Here is a 15,242-nt window from a genome sequence, read left to right as displayed (position 1 = left end):
CATGGCATCCCCCACCTCCCGCCGCCTGGTGTATCTCGGCTGGCACGGCTTCATGAACTTCGGCGACGACCTGCTGCGCGACAGCTGGCAGGCCGCCCTCACCGACGACCTCTCCCTCTCCGCCCCGCTCTCCCGCCGCGACTATGTGACCCAGGCACCCCGGGTCGCGATGGATCGGATGCGCACCGCCGGCGCCGAACGCCTGGTCCTGCTGGGCGGCGGTACCACCGTGGGCTTTGCCAACTGGGCGGGGCACGCACGCCGCGCACAGATCGCCTACGATGCCGACGGAATCCTGATCCCCGGCGCGGGTGCCGCCGAGTCCACCGACACGTTTGCGCTGGGTCTGCAGGAGCAGGGCTGGTCCGACTGGGCCGACCTCTCCGGAGTTGCCCTGATGGGGGTGCGCGGTCCGCTGACCGCCCGCGAGTGCGCGGCCAACTGGATCCCCACCCCGGTGATCGGAGACCCGGCCCTGCTCTACCCGACCCTGGTGGACGTGGCCCCAGCACAGCGCGATGACACGATGATCGGCGTGGCCCTCGGGGCCGATCCTGAGTCTCGCTTCGATCCGCACGTGGTCGCCGAGGCACTGCGTCGGATCAGCATGGGCGAGCGAGTGGACCGGGTGCGCGTGTTTGCGCTCTCCACCGCCGACCGTGAGGGTGCCGAACGCTTCGCCCGGATGGTCGGTCCGCTGGCCGAGGTTGTCTACTACGACGGCGAGGTGCGCGCTACCATGCGCTCGATTGCCGAGTGCGGCCTGTTCATCTCCGAGCGCCTGCACGGCGCCGTGGCCGCGGTTTCCCTCGGGGTGCCCACGGTCGCGCTGTCCTACGCGTCCAAGTGCGATGACTTCTGGCTGAGCGTCACCGGCACGCGCTCCCCGATCACCGTGGGGCACAGCGCCGAGGAGCTGCTGGCCGAGGTCCGTGCCGTGCGTGAGCCCGCCTATCAGGCTTTTGTGGCCGCCGAGGTTGCGGCGCTTCAGGGGACCCTGGGTCGCGCGGCCGAGCGCATCAACCGCTGGCTGGCCGGACAGTCCAGCACCACCGAGCTGCTGCACCCGGCCCCGTCTGGTCCGGCAATTTAATCCAATCGGCGCGTGGATACTCCGCGTGCCCCGTAGCTGTGTCCTACGATCGCTCCGATAGGATCGTGGTACTCCACCGAGTGAACCCCCATCCCAGAGGAGGCACCATGCCTATCGCTTCCGGCGGCGCGCCCGTCGCCCGCAAATCGCTGCGTGAGTCCGCCGCGGAACAGATCCGCGCGGCCATTCTTGACGGAACGTTGCAGCCGGGTGAGAACCTCAACGATGGTGAGCTGCAGGAGTGGCTGGGCATCTCCCGCACCCCGGTGCGCGACGCCCTGAACGACCTGGCCCGCTATGGCCTGATCGAGATGGCCCCGCAGCGCTACACCCGGGTGGCCAAGCCCCGTCCCGAGGATCGCACGCTGATCATGCAGACCCTCGGTGCCCTGGTGGGTGGCGTGGTGCGGGTCACCGTGCCCGGACTCACCGAGGAGCAGCGCGACCAGCTGATTATCGCCGTGCGCACCGCCGCCGGCACGGTCCTCGGCCGGGACTATGAGTCCCACGGCAAGCTCGGCTGGGACATGGTGTACCTGTTCCTGGACTACTGCCCCAACCACATCCTGGTTGCCGCCACCCGCGACCGGATCGATGGCCTGGGCTACCAGCTCACCATCACCCGCGACGCCGTCAGCACCGACTGGGCCGCCCTCGAGGCCGGCTATCCGGCCCTGATCGACGCGCTCCAGGCGGGCGACTCGATCGCCGCCGAGCTCGCGATCGAAACCGTCTTCCAGCTGCCGCTGCCCACCGCGTAGCGCATACACAAAACGCCCGTCCCGTTACCGGGGCGGGCGTTTGTATTTGTGGGCGGCTAGTCTTGGATGCGGGCGTTTAGTGTGTGGGCGGCTAGTCCTGAATGCGGGCGTTCACCCGGCGACGCAGCATCAGGCCGGCACCACCCAGCAGCAACACCAGCGCTCCCAGCGCCACCGGCAGCGCGGCCTCCGCACCGGTCGAGGCCAGAGACTTACCACCCGCAGCGGCCACGACCGGGCTTGCCGAACTCGAGGGGGTCGCCGCGGGCGGGGTCGGAGAAACCACCGGCGGAGTCGGCGAGGTCGACGGATCCGCCGGGGTCGTCGGAGCGGGAATCGCGGTCTGCGAAATCGTGCCGGCAAAGGGCGCGGTAGCCGATCCCACACTCACGTTCTGAGACCAGGTCAGCGTGTGCGCGCCCACGGCGGGCAGAGTCCATGCACCGGTCCCCGCGGTCACCGTAGCGCTGGTCGAGACCGGCACAACCGGTGCATTCGCCACGTCCCGCAGCGGGTTAATCTGAGTGGCACCCGTGGCGATATTCGGCAGTGCCGCGCTCTGCCCAGAGAGCGAAAGCACGGTCACGTTTGACAGTCCCGAAAGCGCGGACACACTGGTGATGTGGTTGGTGTCCAAAAACAGGATCGACAGCGCCGTCAGTCCCGCAAGCGGGGAGATATCGGAAATATTGTTGGTTCCCGCGGTGAGCTCGGTCAGCCCACTCAACCCGGCCAGGGCGGCAACGGAGGAAATCTGGTTGCTTCCCACGTCCAGGGTCACCAGCGAGGTCAAACCGGAAATCGGTCCCAGATCGACAATCGAGTTTTGTCCGAGGTTCAGGGAGGTCAGCCCGGTGAGGAACTGAGCCCCGGAAAGGTCCGACACCCCACTGTTCAAACAGGTCAAGGATGTCAGGCTTGCCGCCTGAGCCTCGGTGATCGTGTCGGTCGGTGCCTGGCCCAGCGCGGTGTTCACACACCCCGCAAGCCCGGGGTTAGCAAACACAACGGGATCGGTCGGCGCGGCCTGCGCGGCACCAGCCCCAAGAATCAGAAGCGATCCGGTGGCCACAACGCCAGCAGATGCCAGGAACAGTTTTCGCAAGGTCATGGTTGCAATCCCCCAGGGTTTGATAACAGGAACTGTGCAACTATGACAGATCAAAATCCCCGCGTAAACGCCCCTCGAACGTGTCGTCCCGCGGGACAAAACCGGTGCCACCCCCAAATGGTGGAGCCTCATCCGCAACCCGAATTTCCCTCCTCTTAGCATCGGCTGTACACCCTGCAACCTGGCCCGGTCCACAGAGAATCCCTACGGATTGGACACGCCACAATAGGTCTTCGACACCTCAAACTCAGAACCGCGATGACGGTAATTGCCCTGATCGGAATCGGAGTTGCCGCTTCCCCGGCATCCGCGGCACCGCTCGGTCACACGCGGCAGGGGATAACCGATTATTGGACCCCGAGCGGATGCGAAGCACGGCCCGAGCCTCGGATCTTGTAGGCGCCGGCGGGGTCACCGGGCAGGTTGATACCGAAGACAATGAGCTCGACACCCCCTGGACGGGGGACAGAGAAATCGCTTCCCCGGCGGGCAGACTTTTTTGATTTTGCACAACGAAGACGGCTCAATCGAGCCGAGTAGCTGCTCAACCATGTCACCCTTGAACTCTTCGAACGGGCGTCGAGCGTCCACGTCCAGCACATACACCAAACGCCCGTCCCGTTGCCGGGGCGGGCGTTTGTATGTGTGGGCGGCTAGTCCTGGCCGCGGAAGGTTTCGATGAAGTTGCGACGGGTGGGTTCGTACATCGCATAGATCAGGTCGCCGGTAGCCTCGGCGTCGCCGGTGTGTGCGGCGGCGTTGATCGCCTCGAGCTGAGCGACAATCTCGGGGGCACCGGTCAGGCCCTCGCGCGGGGTGAGGAATCGCAGCAGCTGGAGCGAGAGGCCCTCGACGGTTTCGACCATGATCCGGTTGCCGGTGGCCTGTTCGAACACCAGGAAGAAGTCCCGGATTGCCGGTCCGAGCCCGGCCAGGTCATCACTCTTCAGGCACGCGCGGGCGTCCTCGGCGAAGCCCTGAAGCTCGGCCAGTTGGTCGGCACTCAGGTTGCCCACGGTCTTGCGGGCCGCGTGTTCGTGCAGCACCCCGGTGGTGAAGATCGCCTCGTTGATGTTGCGGAAATCCAGCGGGGCCACCCGCGTGTACTTATGCGGGACCAGCTCGACGATGCCGTTCTCGGCCAGGCGATTCAGCGCCTCGCGGATCGGGGTGCGCGAGGTGCCCAGCCAGGTCAGCAGTTCCTCATCGTGCAGCTGCTCGCCGGCTTCCAGGGTGCCGTCGAGGATCGCGTTGAGGATGGTGTCATAGATCTCATCGCGCAGCAGGCGGCGACGGATCGGGGCGCGTCCGGTGCGGGGCATTAGGAGGCCTTCTCTGTGGGTGCCGAGGTGGAAGCAGACGGGGATGCGAGGGCAGCCTCGGGGCTGGCCGCGAGGATCTGTGCGTGGAAGTCGCTCACCTCGGACTCGAAGTAGCGAGTGCACGCACGCGAGGCCTCCAGGGCGTTGCCGGCGAGGGTCGCGTCGATCATCTCGCGGATCGCATCGTAGGTCGAGGTGCGGCTGATCTGGTCGCTGTGCGCGCGCAGAATGCGCTGCACGTGCGGATCGAATCGGGCGGGCATCCGCAGCAGCACCCGGTTGTCATAGCGGGTAATGTACACCTCAAAGATCGCGGTCAGGATCTCCGGTGCCTGCGCGGCCTTACGTCCGGCCGGACCCACCAGCTTTTTCAGCAGCGCGGTGAGGGTCTTGCGGTCGGCGTCGGTGAGCAGCGGCACCACCTCGCGGATCGCGGCGGCATAGAGCGCGCCGAGCACCTCCATCATCTCGCCGAATTCGATCGGGTCGATGGCGGCCACCCGGGTGGCCTTCTGCGGCAGAACCTCGACCAGGCCGGTGTTTGCCAGGCGTCCCAGCGCCTCGCGGATCGGGGTGCGCGAGGCCCCCAACCAGGTTTCCAGTTCCTTATCCGAGAGCGTGCGTCCGGGTTCAAACTCCCCGGAGACGATCGCCGTGAGAATGCGGTCATACACCTGATCCCGCAGCAGAAGACGCGGGGTGGCGCTGGGTTTCTTGGGCACTGGCATGTGCCCATACTAACCGAGAGAGTCTGTAAATATCTAATATACCAATGACATTTCCGGGGATTTCCTAGGCCAGCGTCAGGGACGCCGGATGCCGTTCCAGCGGTAGGGACATCGCCACGATCAGCCCACCATCGGGGTTTGCACTCACCTCCAACTCGCTCTCATGGGCCCGGGCAATATTGCAGGCCAGCGCCAGACCCAGTCCGTTTCCGCGTACCTGTCCTGGAACCCGTACCCGACCGGCACCACGATAGAAGGGCTCGGTGATCCGCGACAGTTCTTCGGCCCCCAGGTGCACGCCGGTGTTCACCAGCACCAGGCGAACCTCCTCCTCGCGCGGGATCAGCGTCACCGTGACCCGGCCACCATCCACGTTATGACGAACGGCATTTGTCAGTACGTTGTCCAGCAGCCGCGAGAGCAGGATCCGATTGCCCGACACCAGATATCCCGGCGGGCAGTCGGCGTCGATGTAGACCCCGTGGGCGCGCGACTCGGCCCGCAGCGCCAGGGTCGACTCCCCCACCAGCGCACCGAGATCCACCTCCTCGCGCTGCAGCTCGCCGTGGGCGGCCTCGGCGAGTTCCAGCAGGGCGGTCACCGTGTCCACGCTGCGCGCGGTGGTCTCCCGGAGCTGGGTGATGAGCAGGCGGGTGTCGGTGGACTCGGGGCTGTCGGCCGCGAGATCCAACAGCGCCTGGGTTGTGGCCAGCGGGGTTTTCAGCTCGTGGGAGGCGTTGGCGGCAAAGCGTTCGTACTCGGCAAAGGATCGCTCCAGCTTGGCCAGCATCGAATCAAACGTGTCGGAGAGTTCGGAAAATTCATCCCGCGGACCGGTGAGCCCCACCCGATGATCCAGCGACCCCTCGGCGGCCCGGCGCGCGGCCACGGTGATTTCGTGCACCGGGCGCAGCAGCCGGCCGGCCACGATCCAGCTGATGAGTCCGCCCACCACAACCACGACGGCCAAAATGGCGCCGGAGCTTTCCAACAGCACCGAAAGAATGTCGCGCACGCTGCGCACCACCACGGTGCCCTTCTCCGACGGATCCACCGGAGAGGCCGAGGCGCCGGGGATCTGCTGCGCGATTTCCCCGTGCCCCAGGTCAGCACCCGCCGGCGAGACGGCACTGGTAATCGCATAGGTGGGCACGTACTTCATCACCACGTAGATCGCCGCCATCATCGCCAGGCCGCAGCCCAGCAGCATCGAGGTGAACACGATGGTGAGTCGGGCGCGCGCGGTAATGCGCGGACGCCAGGACAGCAGGGACGGGCGCTGCGCGGGTGCCGAAATTCGCGCCGCAGCCGTCGGCCTCGCCCTACTCAACGGGGGCCGCGATTCGATAGCCCACACCCGACACGGTTTCGATGATGCCCGGCTGTCCCAGCTTTTTGCGGAGGGTCGAGAGAGTCACTCGAATCGAGTTGGTAAACGGATCCACGTTTTCATCCCACGCCTTCTCCAGGATGCGCTCGGCGCTCACGGTGGCCCCATCGGCCGCCATCAGCACCTCGAGGATCGCGAACTCCTTTTTGCTCAGCCGAACATAGGCACCGTCGCGGAACACGTCATGCCGGAAGGCGTCCAGGCGCACGCCGTGATACTCATAGACCACCGGGGTCGCCTCGGCGGTGCGGCGCCCGAGCGCGCGCACCCGGGCGATCAGCTCGGGGAAGGCGAAGGGTTTGGCGAGGTAGTCGTCGGCCCCGAGGCGGAAGCCCTCCACCTTGTCGGTGATGCGTCCCGAGGCCGTCAGCATGAGCACCCGGGCGCGGGATCCGGCGGCCGAGAGTTCGGCGCAGACCCGATCACCATGGATCACCGGGAGGTCGCGGTCCAGCACCACCACGTCGTACTCGTTGATCGAGTCCATTTCCAGGGCGGTGGCCCCATCGTAGGCAATGTCGGCGGCGATAATCTCGCGCCGAAATGCCTCGTGGATGGCCTGAGCCAGGAGCTCCTCGTCGTCAACAATCAATACTCGCATCGGGTCGCCCCTTTCCGGACATGGCGACAATCACCCGTTTGGTAATCGCCTGATATGCAAGTATTTAAGCACATTAGATGTAAAGAAAACATCAATTGGTTTCTTGACATCATCTGAATGCCTCCTCGGCTGTACTGGGTTCACGTTCACCCCGAACACCCAACCAACGAGGAGATTCCCCATGAAAACCACAGCCACTCGCCAGACCCGCCGTCTCGCCGCACTCGCGTTCATCCCGCTCAGCATCGCCCTGCTGGCCGGCTGCAGCGCCGGCGGCGGCACCAGCCCCTCCCCCGAGGCGGGAACGGATTCCGAGGTCGCCGATCAGGGCAGCGGCGGCGGCACCAGCCAGCAGGAGTACGACTCCTGGGTGCTGAAGTTCAACGCTTGCATGGAGAAGAAGGGCCACGATATGCCCGAGCCCGGTAAGCCGATGAAGGCAATGGAGCCCGGCGCCGAAGCCGACGCGTTTATGGCCGACCAGGACGCCTGCCAAAAGGAGGTGGGACCGATCCCCGGCGCCAAGGACATTTCCGAGAAGGACGTCGCCGAGAGCTCCCTGAAGTTCTCGCAGTGCCTGCGCGATAACGGAATCGATGTTCCCGACAGCGACCGTCCCGGCGCCATCACCCTCCCCATGGGTGCCGATAAGGAGATCGTTGACAAGTGCACGAAGGAAGCCGATCTGGGAGGAATTCGTGGATAAAGTCGCCACCCCTAAACCCACACTTCGACGCACCGGCGTCATCATCACCGTCGCCCTGGTCTTGATTCTCGGCGCGGGGGCCACGTTCCTCGCCACCCGGGGCGGCAGCGCCTCGGCGGATCCCGCACCCAGCACTGCGCCCCCGCCCACCACCGAAGTCGTTCGCCAAACCCTGCAGGAGACCATCACCGCCCAGGGTAAGCTCGGCCACGGAGAACCCCGTGATCTCACCACCGCCCTTCCGGGAACCATCACCGGTCTTCCGGCCGGCGGCACCACGGTGGGACTGGGCAAACCCCTGTTTTCCGTGGACAATAAGCCGGTCACGCTGATGCGCGGCACCGTCCCCGCCTGGCGCGACTTCGCCGCGGGCATGAATAAGGGTCCCGATATCAAGCAGCTCGAGCAAAGCCTGGCCGACCTGGGGTTCTTCGGCGGCACGGTGGACGAGAAGTTCACCGATGCCACCACCGTCGCGATCAAGAAGTGGCAGAAGTCCCTCGGCCTGGAGCAGACCGGGACCATCCCGCTCGGCACGATCGTGTTCGAGCCGGAGGATGTGCGCATCAACTCGGTCACCGCGACGCTCGGCTCGATGGCGGGCGGCGAGAAGCCGATCCTGGCAATCACGGGGCTCGGCCGCAAGGTCACCACGGATTTGAAGCTGCCCCAGCAGTCCCTCGCCGTGGTGGGCGGCAAGGTCAGCGTGAATCTGCCCGACGGCACCAAAACCACCGGAACGATCGCCTCGGTGGGCACCCCCACCGATCGCGACGATGGTGCCGGTGGCCAGCCGTCCACCGTGATCCCGGTGGAGATCACCCTGGACGACCCCGCCGCCGGCGAGGCGCTCCAGGAGGCCAGCGTCTCGATCAACTTCCCCACCAAGAAGGCCGAAAACGTGCTGGTGGTTCCCATCGGCGCACTCACCCCCGACGGCAAGGACGGCTACTCGGTCGAGATCCTCAACGGCGACGGCACCACCAAAAAGGTGCCCGTGACCACCGGCCTGTTCGCCGGCGGCTCGGTGGAAATCAGCGGCGACGGCATCACCGAGGGCGACCGGGTGGTGATTCCGAAACTATGAGTGCACACGTGATCGAACTCAACCAGGTAACCCGGGAGCACGGCAGCCCGCCGGTGCGCGCGGTGGACGGGGTCTCCCTGATCGTCGAGGCCGGCGAGATGGTGGCGATTGTGGGGCCGAGTGGATCGGGCAAGTCCAGCCTGCTCAACCTCATCGGCACCCTGGATCGCCCCACCACCGGCTCGGCCCTGATCGACGGAGCCGACGTCGCCCGCATGAGCGACAACGCCCTCTCGGCGCTGCGCGCCTATCGGGTGGGGTTCGTGTTCCAGCAGTTTCACCTCTCCGAGGGGATCACCGCCATCGACAACGTGGCCGACGGACTCCTCTATACCGGCGTCGGCGTGCGCGAGCGCCGCCGCCGGGCGGTGGACGCCCTCACCCGGGTGGGGCTCGGTCACCGCACCACACATAAACCCTCCCAGCTCTCCGGCGGCGAGCGCCAGCGCGTGGCCATCGCCCGGGCCGTGGTCTCGCGGCCGCCACTCCTGCTGGCGGATGAGCCGACCGGTAACCTCGATCAGACCTCGGGGGCAAGCGTGGTAGAGCTGCTGCATGAGCTCAACCGCGACGGCACCACAATCGTGGTCATCACCCACGACGTGGAGCTCGCCCAGAAACTCCCGCGACGCATCATGATTCGCGACGGCCGCGTGGTCTCCGACAGTCGGGATACCCCGTGAGGCGCCGGGCCACCGCCCAGGCACCGGTTGGGGCGCTGCCGGCGAAGACCCGCTCGCGCCTGCTGCGAAAGGACGTGCTGCGCCTCGGGGCCTCGGGCCTGAAGTCGCGACCCACCCGGGTGGTGCTCTCGGCGCTGGGCATCGCGATCGGTATCGCCGCGATGATCGCAGTGGTCGGCATCTCGACCTCCAGCCAGGCCAAGCTCAACGAGCAGCTGAGTTCACTGGGCACCAACTTGCTGACGGTAGGTGCTGGGAAGTCGTTTACCGGCGAGCAGACCAAGCTACCCACCACCGCGGCCGGTTCGGTCTCGCGGCTGCCGGGGGTCGAAAAGACCGCCTGGCTGGCCGAGCTGGAGGGGGTCAAGAGCTACCGGAACCGGCTGATCGATCCCGGCCAGGGTAGCGGGATCACCGGCGTCGCGGTCGCCGACAACCTGCTGGATGTGACCGAGGCCACCCTCAAGGCCGGAAACTGGTTCAACGAGGCCACCTCGAAGTACCCCACGGTGGTGCTTGGGTCCACGGCCGCGCAGCGCCTGGGCGTGGTGTCGCCCGGGACACAGGTGTGGATTCAGGATCAGTTGTTTACGGTCCTGGGCATCCTCGATAAGGTGCCGCTGGCCCCCGAGCTCGACACCATGGCGATGTTCAGCGAACATACGGCGATCAATACCTTCGGGTGGGACAAGAGCCCCACCTCCATCTATGAGCGCTCCTCCGATGAGGCGGTCGAGGCCGTGCGCGCCCTCCTCCCCCGCGCCGCCAATCCCGAGAGCCCAGGGGACGTGGAGGTCTCGCGCCCTTCGGATGCGCTGGCAGCCAAGAACGCCGCCGACACCGCCTTTACCGGCCTGCTGGTGGGACTCGGCTCGGTCGCACTGCTGGTGGGTGGGATCGGCGTGGCCAATACGATGGTCATTTCGGTGCTAGAACGTCGTCGGGAAATCGGCCTACGCCGCGCCCTCGGAGCGACCCGAAAACACATCCGCTCGCAGTTCCTCGCCGAGGCGCTGCTGCTCTCCGCCCTGGGCGGGGTCGCGGGTGTGGGGATCGGCATGGTGGTGATCACGGTGTTTGCCAACGCTAACGGTTGGCCGGTCTCGGTCCCGCCACTGGTCATCGTGAGCGGCGTCGCGGCCACGATCGTGATCGGGGCTATCGCCGGCCTCTACCCGGCGATCCGCGCGGCCCGCACGCCGCCCACGGCGGCGCTGGCGAGCTAGCCGGCCGCGATACCCCGCGGTTCCGATTGATCATTCGGTCGGGATCGCGGGGTTTTCTGCGTGCCGCCGCCGCATCCGCACACTCCGAGTTCCAAGCTCCGTCCCCGTCCCACCCTCATCCATGAAAGGAATATTAGATAATATCGAGATTTTGCGTTCAGTGTGGCAGGGTCGATTTCAGAGTGAAATATTAGACTCACAACACGAACGAGGTTTCTCAATGCAGACGACACCCGGCATTCGGCGCCACCCCACCCGGCTGGCCCTCCTGATCGGCATCGCCGCCACCACGGTAGGCATCATCTACGGCTACGACTCGTCCAATATCGGCGGCGCGATGCTCTACCTGGCCACGGACTTCAACCTCTCGCTGGATCAGCAGCAGCTGGTGACCACCACCGTCGTGGTTGGCGAGATCCTGGGCGCGATCTTTGGTGGATACCTCTCCAACCGCTTCGGACGCAAGGCGGTCATGGTCGGGGTTGCGGCGACCTTCGCGCTCTTCTCGCTCGCGTCCGGACTCGCTCCGACGCTCGAGCTGCTGATCCTCGCCCGCTTCCTCCTGGGAGCCACCATCGGCGTCTCGGTCGTGGTGGTGCCGGTATTCGTCGCCGAGTCGGCCCCCGCGCGCTCGCGCGGCGCGTTCCTGGTCATGTATCAGGTGGCCACCGTGATCGGCATCATCCTCGGCTACCTCATCGTTATGGCGCTTGCCCCCTCGGAGAACTGGCGCTGGATGCTCGGCCTCGCCGCGATCCCCGGCCTGGTGATCACCTTCGTGCTGCTGAAGCTGCCCGACACCCCGCGCTGGTACCTGCTGCACGGCCGGCTCGACGAGGCCCGTACGACCCTCGCCGGCATCGAGGGCGAGGGCGGCGACGTGGAGCGTGAGCTGGCCCTGATCCAGGACAGCATGAACACCCATAGGAAGGGAACCTGGCGGGACATGCTGCGCCGTCCGTTCCTGCGTGCGACCCTGTTTATCGTGGGCCTGGGATTCTTTGTGCAGATCACCGGCATCAACGCGATCGTCTACTACAGCCCGCGTATCTTCGAGGCAATGGGCTTCACCGACGACGTGACCAAGCTGGGCCTCTCGGCACTGGTGCAGGCGGCGGGCCTGGCCGCGGTATTCCTGGCGCTGGCGTTTATCGACCGTCTGGGGCGACGCCCGGTCCTGCTGATCGGCATCGGCACCATGATCCTCGCCAACGCCCTGCTGGTCACCGTGTTTCTGGTGGGCAACGGCACCTTCACCGGAGCGCTCACCACCCTGGGCTTTATCGGCCTGATGCTCTTCACCGCGGGCTTCTCGTTCGGCTTCGGCTCGCTGGTCTGGGTCTACGCGGGCGAGACGATGCCCACGCACCTGCGATCGCTCGGAGCGAGCACGATGCTCTCGGCCAACCTGGTGGGCAACATCCTGGTGGGATCCCTGTTCCTCACCGTGCTCACCCAGCTCGGCGGCTCGGGCGCATTCCTCTGCTTCGGGATCCTCGCCCTGACGGCCTTCGCCTTCGTCCTCCGCTTCGCCCCCGAAACCAAGGGCCGCGACCTGGAGGAAATCGGCCAGTTCTGGGCGGCCGGCGGGCATTGGGAAGACACTGCGGGTACGGCAGACACGGCCTCGCAGACTCGGGATGGCGCCAAGCGCTAGCCAACCCGAGTAACGTACGAAACCCCCTCGATTTTCCGAGGGGGTTTCGTATTGAGACGATGTTCACGCAATAGGACTAATGACCTCGGAATCGCCAGATCCCCCGTCCGCACAAACAAAAACTCCCCGCTTCGAAAAGCGAGGAGTTTATTTGCTGGGGTACCTGGACTCGAACCAAGAACAACTGAACCAGAATCAGCCGTGTTGCCAATTACACCATACCCCATCAGTTCGGAACCTTTTTCTCAGTGCCGTGCTGATGTTTCTAGAATAGCCCGAGGCTTAGCTGGACGCCAAATCGACGGCGTGAATGCGCGTGTCGAGCGTGTCGCGGAGGACCGCCGCGGCCGTGCGCGCGCCGGCACCGGCGGCAACGATGAGCTGCTGCGGACCGGGAGGGGTGATATCCCCCACCGCGTATACGCCGGGCACGCTGGTACGTCCCTCGGCATCCACGGTGATCAGCGCGCCCACCTCGGGATCGGCGGAATCCGCCGCCGGGCCCACGTGAGTACTTACGGTACGTTCGAGGCCCAGGTCGGCGAGGAAGCTATCCGGGACGGTCCATTCCGGGCGCACAAAACCGGCGCTGCGCTCAAGAACCTCACCATCGGCAAACCGGACGCCGGTCAGCCCGGTGCGGTCCCCCAGCAGCTCGGCGATCGGACGACGGTCCAGGCGGATCCCCGCCCCGGCCAGCTCGGCCTCGGCGGTAGCCGGAACACGGTCGCTGCAGTTGCTCAGCGCGATCACATCGTTTGACCACAGTGAGGTGTGCAGTGCGCGGCGCACCAGGTCCTCGGTTTCGCCGAGCATCAGCAGCGGCTGGTCGCTCTTTTCGAACCCGTCGCACTCGAAGCAGGAGTGGATCGAGGTGCCATAGAACGCGCGCAGGCCCTGGACCTGCGGCAGACGCTCGGTCAGTCCGGTGGCGAGCACCACCCGACGCGCCCGCACCTCGTGGTTGGCGGCCCCGCGCACGCCGGTGGCCTTGACCACAAAGCCCTCCCCCTCCGGGGTGATGCTGTCGACCTGGGCGAAGGCCACGGTTCCGTTTTCGTAGGCTTCCACGTCCTCCCGGGCGAGGCGCCGCAGCTCAAGCGGCGGCACCCCGTCCCGGGTGAGGAAACCGTGGGACATCAACGTCGCGGCGTGCCGCGGACGGTTTCCATCCAGCACCAGCACCCGCTGACGCGCGCGCACCAGGTTCAGTGCACAGGACAGTCCGGCGGGGCCCCCGCCCACAACCACAACGTCAACATCCATCATTATTACTATTCCCCTCGCAGTGCGGACAGGCGCTCGAGGCGCGCCAGCGTCTCGGCCTTGCCCAGGATTTCCATCGACTCAAACAGCGGCGGGGAGATCCGGCGACCGGAGATTCCCACCCGGAGCGGACCATAGGCGATCCGCGGCTTGAGCTCGAGGCCGTCGATCAGGGCGGACTTCAGCGCCTCCTGAATCGGGTCGGTCGTGAAATCTGCCACACCCTGCAGTGCGGCGATTGCGGCGGTCAACACATCCGTCGTGTTGGCCGGAAGGCTCTTCAGCGCGTCCTCCTGGTATTCCAGGCTGGCGGCGTCGGTGAACAGGAAGCCGAGCATGGCCGGAGCCTCGCCCAGCAGGCCGATGCGCTCCTGCACCAGCGGGGCGGCCGAGGCCAAAATCGCGCGCTCGGCCTCGGTCACCTCGGTACCCAGCACACCCGCGGTCTGCAGGTAGGGAATGGTGCGCTCGGCAAAATCGGCCACATCCAGCAGTCGGATGTGGTCTCCGTTGATCGATTCGGCCTTCTTGAGGTCGAAGCGTGCCGGCGAGGGGTTCACATCGGCCACGTCGAAGGCGGCGACGAACTCGTCGATGCTGAACACGTCGCGGTCCGCGGACAGGCCCCAGCCCAGCAGCGCCAGGTAGTTGACCAGACCCTCGGGGATGAATCCACGCTCGCGGTGCAGGAACAGGTTCGACTCGGGGTCGCGCTTGGAGAGCTTCTTGTTGCCCTCACCCATGACGTAGGGCAGGTGACCGAAGCGCGGGATCGCGGTGGCGACACCGATCTCGATCAGGGCCGAGTACAGGGCGATCTGACGCGGGGTCGAGGGCAGGATGTCCTCGCCGCGCAGCACGTGGGTGATGCCCATCAGCGCGTCATCCACCGGGTTCACCAGGGTGTACAGCGGCTGACCGTTGGGGCGCACCAGCACGAAGTCACTGAACGAACCGGCGGGGAAGGTGATCTCGCCGCGCACCAGGTCGTCAAAGCTCAGGTCGGTGTCCGGGACGCGCAGACGCAGCGCGGGCTCGCGGCCCTCGGCGCGGAAGGCGGCCTTCTGCTCCTCGGTGAGGTCGCGGTCGAAGTTGTCGTAACCCAGCTGCTTGGCACGGCCGGCGGCCTCGTTACGGGCGTCGATTTCCTCGGCGTTGGAGAACGACTCGTAGAGGTGGCCGGAAGCCTTGAGCTTCTCGATGACCTCGGCGTAGATCTCCGAGCGCTGGGACTGACGGTAGGGGCCGTGCTCGCCGCCCACGCCCTCCCCCTCATCCCAGTTGATGTGGAGCCAGCGCAGGCCATCGAGGATCTGCTGGTAGCTTTCCTCGCTGTCGCGGGCCGCATCGGTGTCTTCGATGCGGAAGATGAGCTTGCCGCCGGTGTGGCGAGCATAGGCCCAGTTGAACAGCGCCGTGCGGATCAGACCGACGTGCGGGGTACCGGTGGGCGACGGGCAGAAACGGACACGAATGTCGGAGCCGGTCGCGGTGGTTACGAGGTGTGAGAGAGAGGTAGACATCGGATTCATTCTATCGTGAACGGGCCCGCACGGACCCGACGAGTATGTGCCTCATGGTTTCGACGCTAGCAGCGCCGCATCCGCCCTC

General features: G+C 66.1%; 14 protein-coding genes and 1 tRNA gene. 7 read left to right on the top strand and 8 right to left on the bottom strand.

Annotation, left to right across the window (positions count from 1 at the left end; genetic code table 11):
- Position 1: 1 nt before the first annotated feature.
- Entirely contained in the window at positions 2 to 1,093 is a 1,092-nt protein-coding gene (locus C7C57_RS05550) for a polysaccharide pyruvyl transferase family protein (RefSeq protein WP_187977888.1), read from the top strand.
- A 107-nt stretch (positions 1,094 to 1,200) separates the two neighbouring features.
- Positions 1,201 to 1,854, top strand: coding sequence for a GntR family transcriptional regulator (locus tag C7C57_RS05545; RefSeq protein WP_187977887.1), 654 nt, complete (start codon positions 1,201 to 1,203; stop codon positions 1,852 to 1,854).
- Positions 1,855 to 1,945: 91 nt separating this feature from the next.
- On the opposite strand, the gene C7C57_RS05540 is transcribed toward C7C57_RS05545, so the two are convergent.
- The 5 genes from C7C57_RS05540 to C7C57_RS05520 all read right to left on the bottom strand — a co-directional run bounded on the left by C7C57_RS05540 (position 1,946) and on the right by C7C57_RS05520 (position 7,006).
- On the bottom strand, positions 1,946 to 2,965 hold the full coding sequence (locus C7C57_RS05540; protein ID WP_187977886.1) for a leucine-rich repeat domain-containing protein: 1,020 nt from the start codon (positions 2,963 to 2,965) through the stop codon (positions 1,946 to 1,948).
- Positions 2,966 to 3,618: 653 nt separating this feature from the next.
- Positions 3,619 to 4,287, bottom strand: a complete 669-nt coding sequence (locus C7C57_RS05535; protein ID WP_187977885.1) for a GntR family transcriptional regulator — start codon at positions 4,285 to 4,287, stop codon at positions 3,619 to 3,621.
- On the bottom strand, positions 4,287 to 5,015 hold the full coding sequence (locus C7C57_RS05530; RefSeq protein ID WP_187977884.1) for a GntR family transcriptional regulator: 729 nt from the start codon (positions 5,013 to 5,015) through the stop codon (positions 4,287 to 4,289). The genes C7C57_RS05535 and C7C57_RS05530 overlap by 1 nt, the downstream gene beginning before the upstream one ends.
- 64 nt (positions 5,016 to 5,079) lie before the next feature.
- A complete protein-coding gene (locus tag C7C57_RS05525) occupies positions 5,080 to 6,345 on the bottom strand; it encodes a cell wall metabolism sensor histidine kinase WalK (protein ID WP_187977883.1) in 1,266 nt (421 codons plus the stop codon).
- Positions 6,338 to 7,006 carry a response regulator transcription factor gene (locus tag C7C57_RS05520; RefSeq protein ID WP_187977882.1) on the bottom strand — a complete coding sequence of 223 codons (669 nt, stop codon included), beginning with the start codon at positions 7,004 to 7,006 and terminating at the stop codon, positions 6,338 to 6,340. The genes C7C57_RS05525 and C7C57_RS05520 overlap by 8 nt, the downstream gene beginning before the upstream one ends.
- Before the next feature lie 181 nt (positions 7,007 to 7,187).
- On the opposite strand from C7C57_RS05520, the gene C7C57_RS05515 reads away from it, so the two are divergent.
- The 5 genes from C7C57_RS05515 to C7C57_RS05495 all read left to right on the top strand — a co-directional run bounded on the left by C7C57_RS05515 (position 7,188) and on the right by C7C57_RS05495 (position 12,365).
- On the top strand, positions 7,188 to 7,712 hold the full coding sequence (locus C7C57_RS05515; RefSeq protein WP_187977881.1) for a hypothetical protein: 525 nt from the start codon (positions 7,188 to 7,190) through the stop codon (positions 7,710 to 7,712).
- Entirely contained in the window at positions 7,705 to 8,799 is a 1,095-nt protein-coding gene (locus C7C57_RS05510; protein WP_187977880.1) for a peptidoglycan-binding protein, read from the top strand. The genes C7C57_RS05515 and C7C57_RS05510 overlap by 8 nt, the downstream gene beginning before the upstream one ends.
- A complete protein-coding gene (locus C7C57_RS05505) occupies positions 8,796 to 9,482 on the top strand; it encodes an ABC transporter ATP-binding protein (protein WP_187977879.1) in 687 nt (228 codons plus the stop codon). Before C7C57_RS05510 ends, C7C57_RS05505 begins: the two co-directional genes overlap by 4 nt.
- A complete protein-coding gene (locus C7C57_RS05500) occupies positions 9,479 to 10,708 on the top strand; it encodes an ABC transporter permease (protein WP_255505784.1) in 1,230 nt (409 codons plus the stop codon). Before C7C57_RS05505 ends, C7C57_RS05500 begins: the two co-directional genes overlap by 4 nt.
- A 220-nt stretch (positions 10,709 to 10,928) precedes the next feature.
- A complete protein-coding gene (locus C7C57_RS05495) occupies positions 10,929 to 12,365 on the top strand; it encodes a sugar porter family MFS transporter (RefSeq protein ID WP_187977878.1) in 1,437 nt (478 codons plus the stop codon).
- Between the two features lie 154 nt (positions 12,366 to 12,519).
- On the opposite strand, the gene C7C57_RS05490 is transcribed toward C7C57_RS05495, so the two are convergent.
- From C7C57_RS05490 to gltX, 3 genes are all read right to left on the bottom strand, one after another.
- Positions 12,520 to 12,591, bottom strand: a tRNA-Gln gene (locus C7C57_RS05490).
- Positions 12,592 to 12,647: 56 nt separating this feature from the next.
- A complete protein-coding gene (locus tag C7C57_RS05485) occupies positions 12,648 to 13,634 on the bottom strand; it encodes an NAD(P)/FAD-dependent oxidoreductase (RefSeq protein WP_187977877.1) in 987 nt (328 codons plus the stop codon).
- Positions 13,635 to 13,639: 5 nt separating this feature from the next.
- Positions 13,640 to 15,154, bottom strand: a complete 1,515-nt coding sequence (gltX, locus tag C7C57_RS05480) for a glutamate--tRNA ligase (protein ID WP_187977876.1) — start codon at positions 15,152 to 15,154, stop codon at positions 13,640 to 13,642.
- Between the last annotated feature and the right edge of the window lie 88 nt (positions 15,155 to 15,242).

The sequence above is a fragment of the Mycetocola sp. JXN-3 genome (genome assembly GCF_014522285.1).
GTDB lineage: Bacteria > Actinomycetota > Actinomycetes > Actinomycetales > Microbacteriaceae > Mycetocola > Mycetocola saprophilus.
This window is presented reverse-complemented; position numbering and strand designations above follow the sequence as displayed.

Bases quoted from the DNA above. Each gene is read 5' to 3' on its own strand.
- C7C57_RS05550 (WP_187977888.1), top strand. From the start codon at position 2: ATGGCATCCCCCACCTCCCGCCGCCTGGTGTATCTCGGCTGGCACGGC.
- C7C57_RS05545 (WP_187977887.1), top strand. From the start codon at position 1,201: ATGCCTATCGCTTCCGGCGGCGCGCCCGTCGCCCGCAAATCGCTGCGT.
- C7C57_RS05540 (WP_187977886.1), bottom strand. From the start codon at position 2,965: ATGACCTTGCGAAAACTGTTCCTGGCATCTGCTGGCGTTGTGGCCACC.
- C7C57_RS05535 (WP_187977885.1), bottom strand. From the start codon at position 4,287: ATGCCCCGCACCGGACGCGCCCCGATCCGTCGCCGCCTGCTGCGCGAT.
- C7C57_RS05530 (WP_187977884.1), bottom strand. From the start codon at position 5,015: ATGCCAGTGCCCAAGAAACCCAGCGCCACCCCGCGTCTTCTGCTGCGG.
- C7C57_RS05520 (WP_187977882.1), bottom strand. From the start codon at position 7,006: ATGCGAGTATTGATTGTTGACGACGAGGAGCTCCTGGCTCAGGCCATC.
- C7C57_RS05515 (WP_187977881.1), top strand. From the start codon at position 7,188: ATGAAAACCACAGCCACTCGCCAGACCCGCCGTCTCGCCGCACTCGCG.
- C7C57_RS05505 (WP_187977879.1), top strand. From the start codon at position 8,796: ATGAGTGCACACGTGATCGAACTCAACCAGGTAACCCGGGAGCACGGC.
- C7C57_RS05495 (WP_187977878.1), top strand. From the start codon at position 10,929: ATGCAGACGACACCCGGCATTCGGCGCCACCCCACCCGGCTGGCCCTC.
- C7C57_RS05485 (WP_187977877.1), bottom strand. From the start codon at position 13,634: ATGATGGATGTTGACGTTGTGGTTGTGGGCGGGGGCCCCGCCGGACTG.
- gltX (WP_187977876.1), bottom strand. From the start codon at position 15,154: ATGTCTACCTCTCTCTCACACCTCGTAACCACCGCGACCGGCTCCGAC.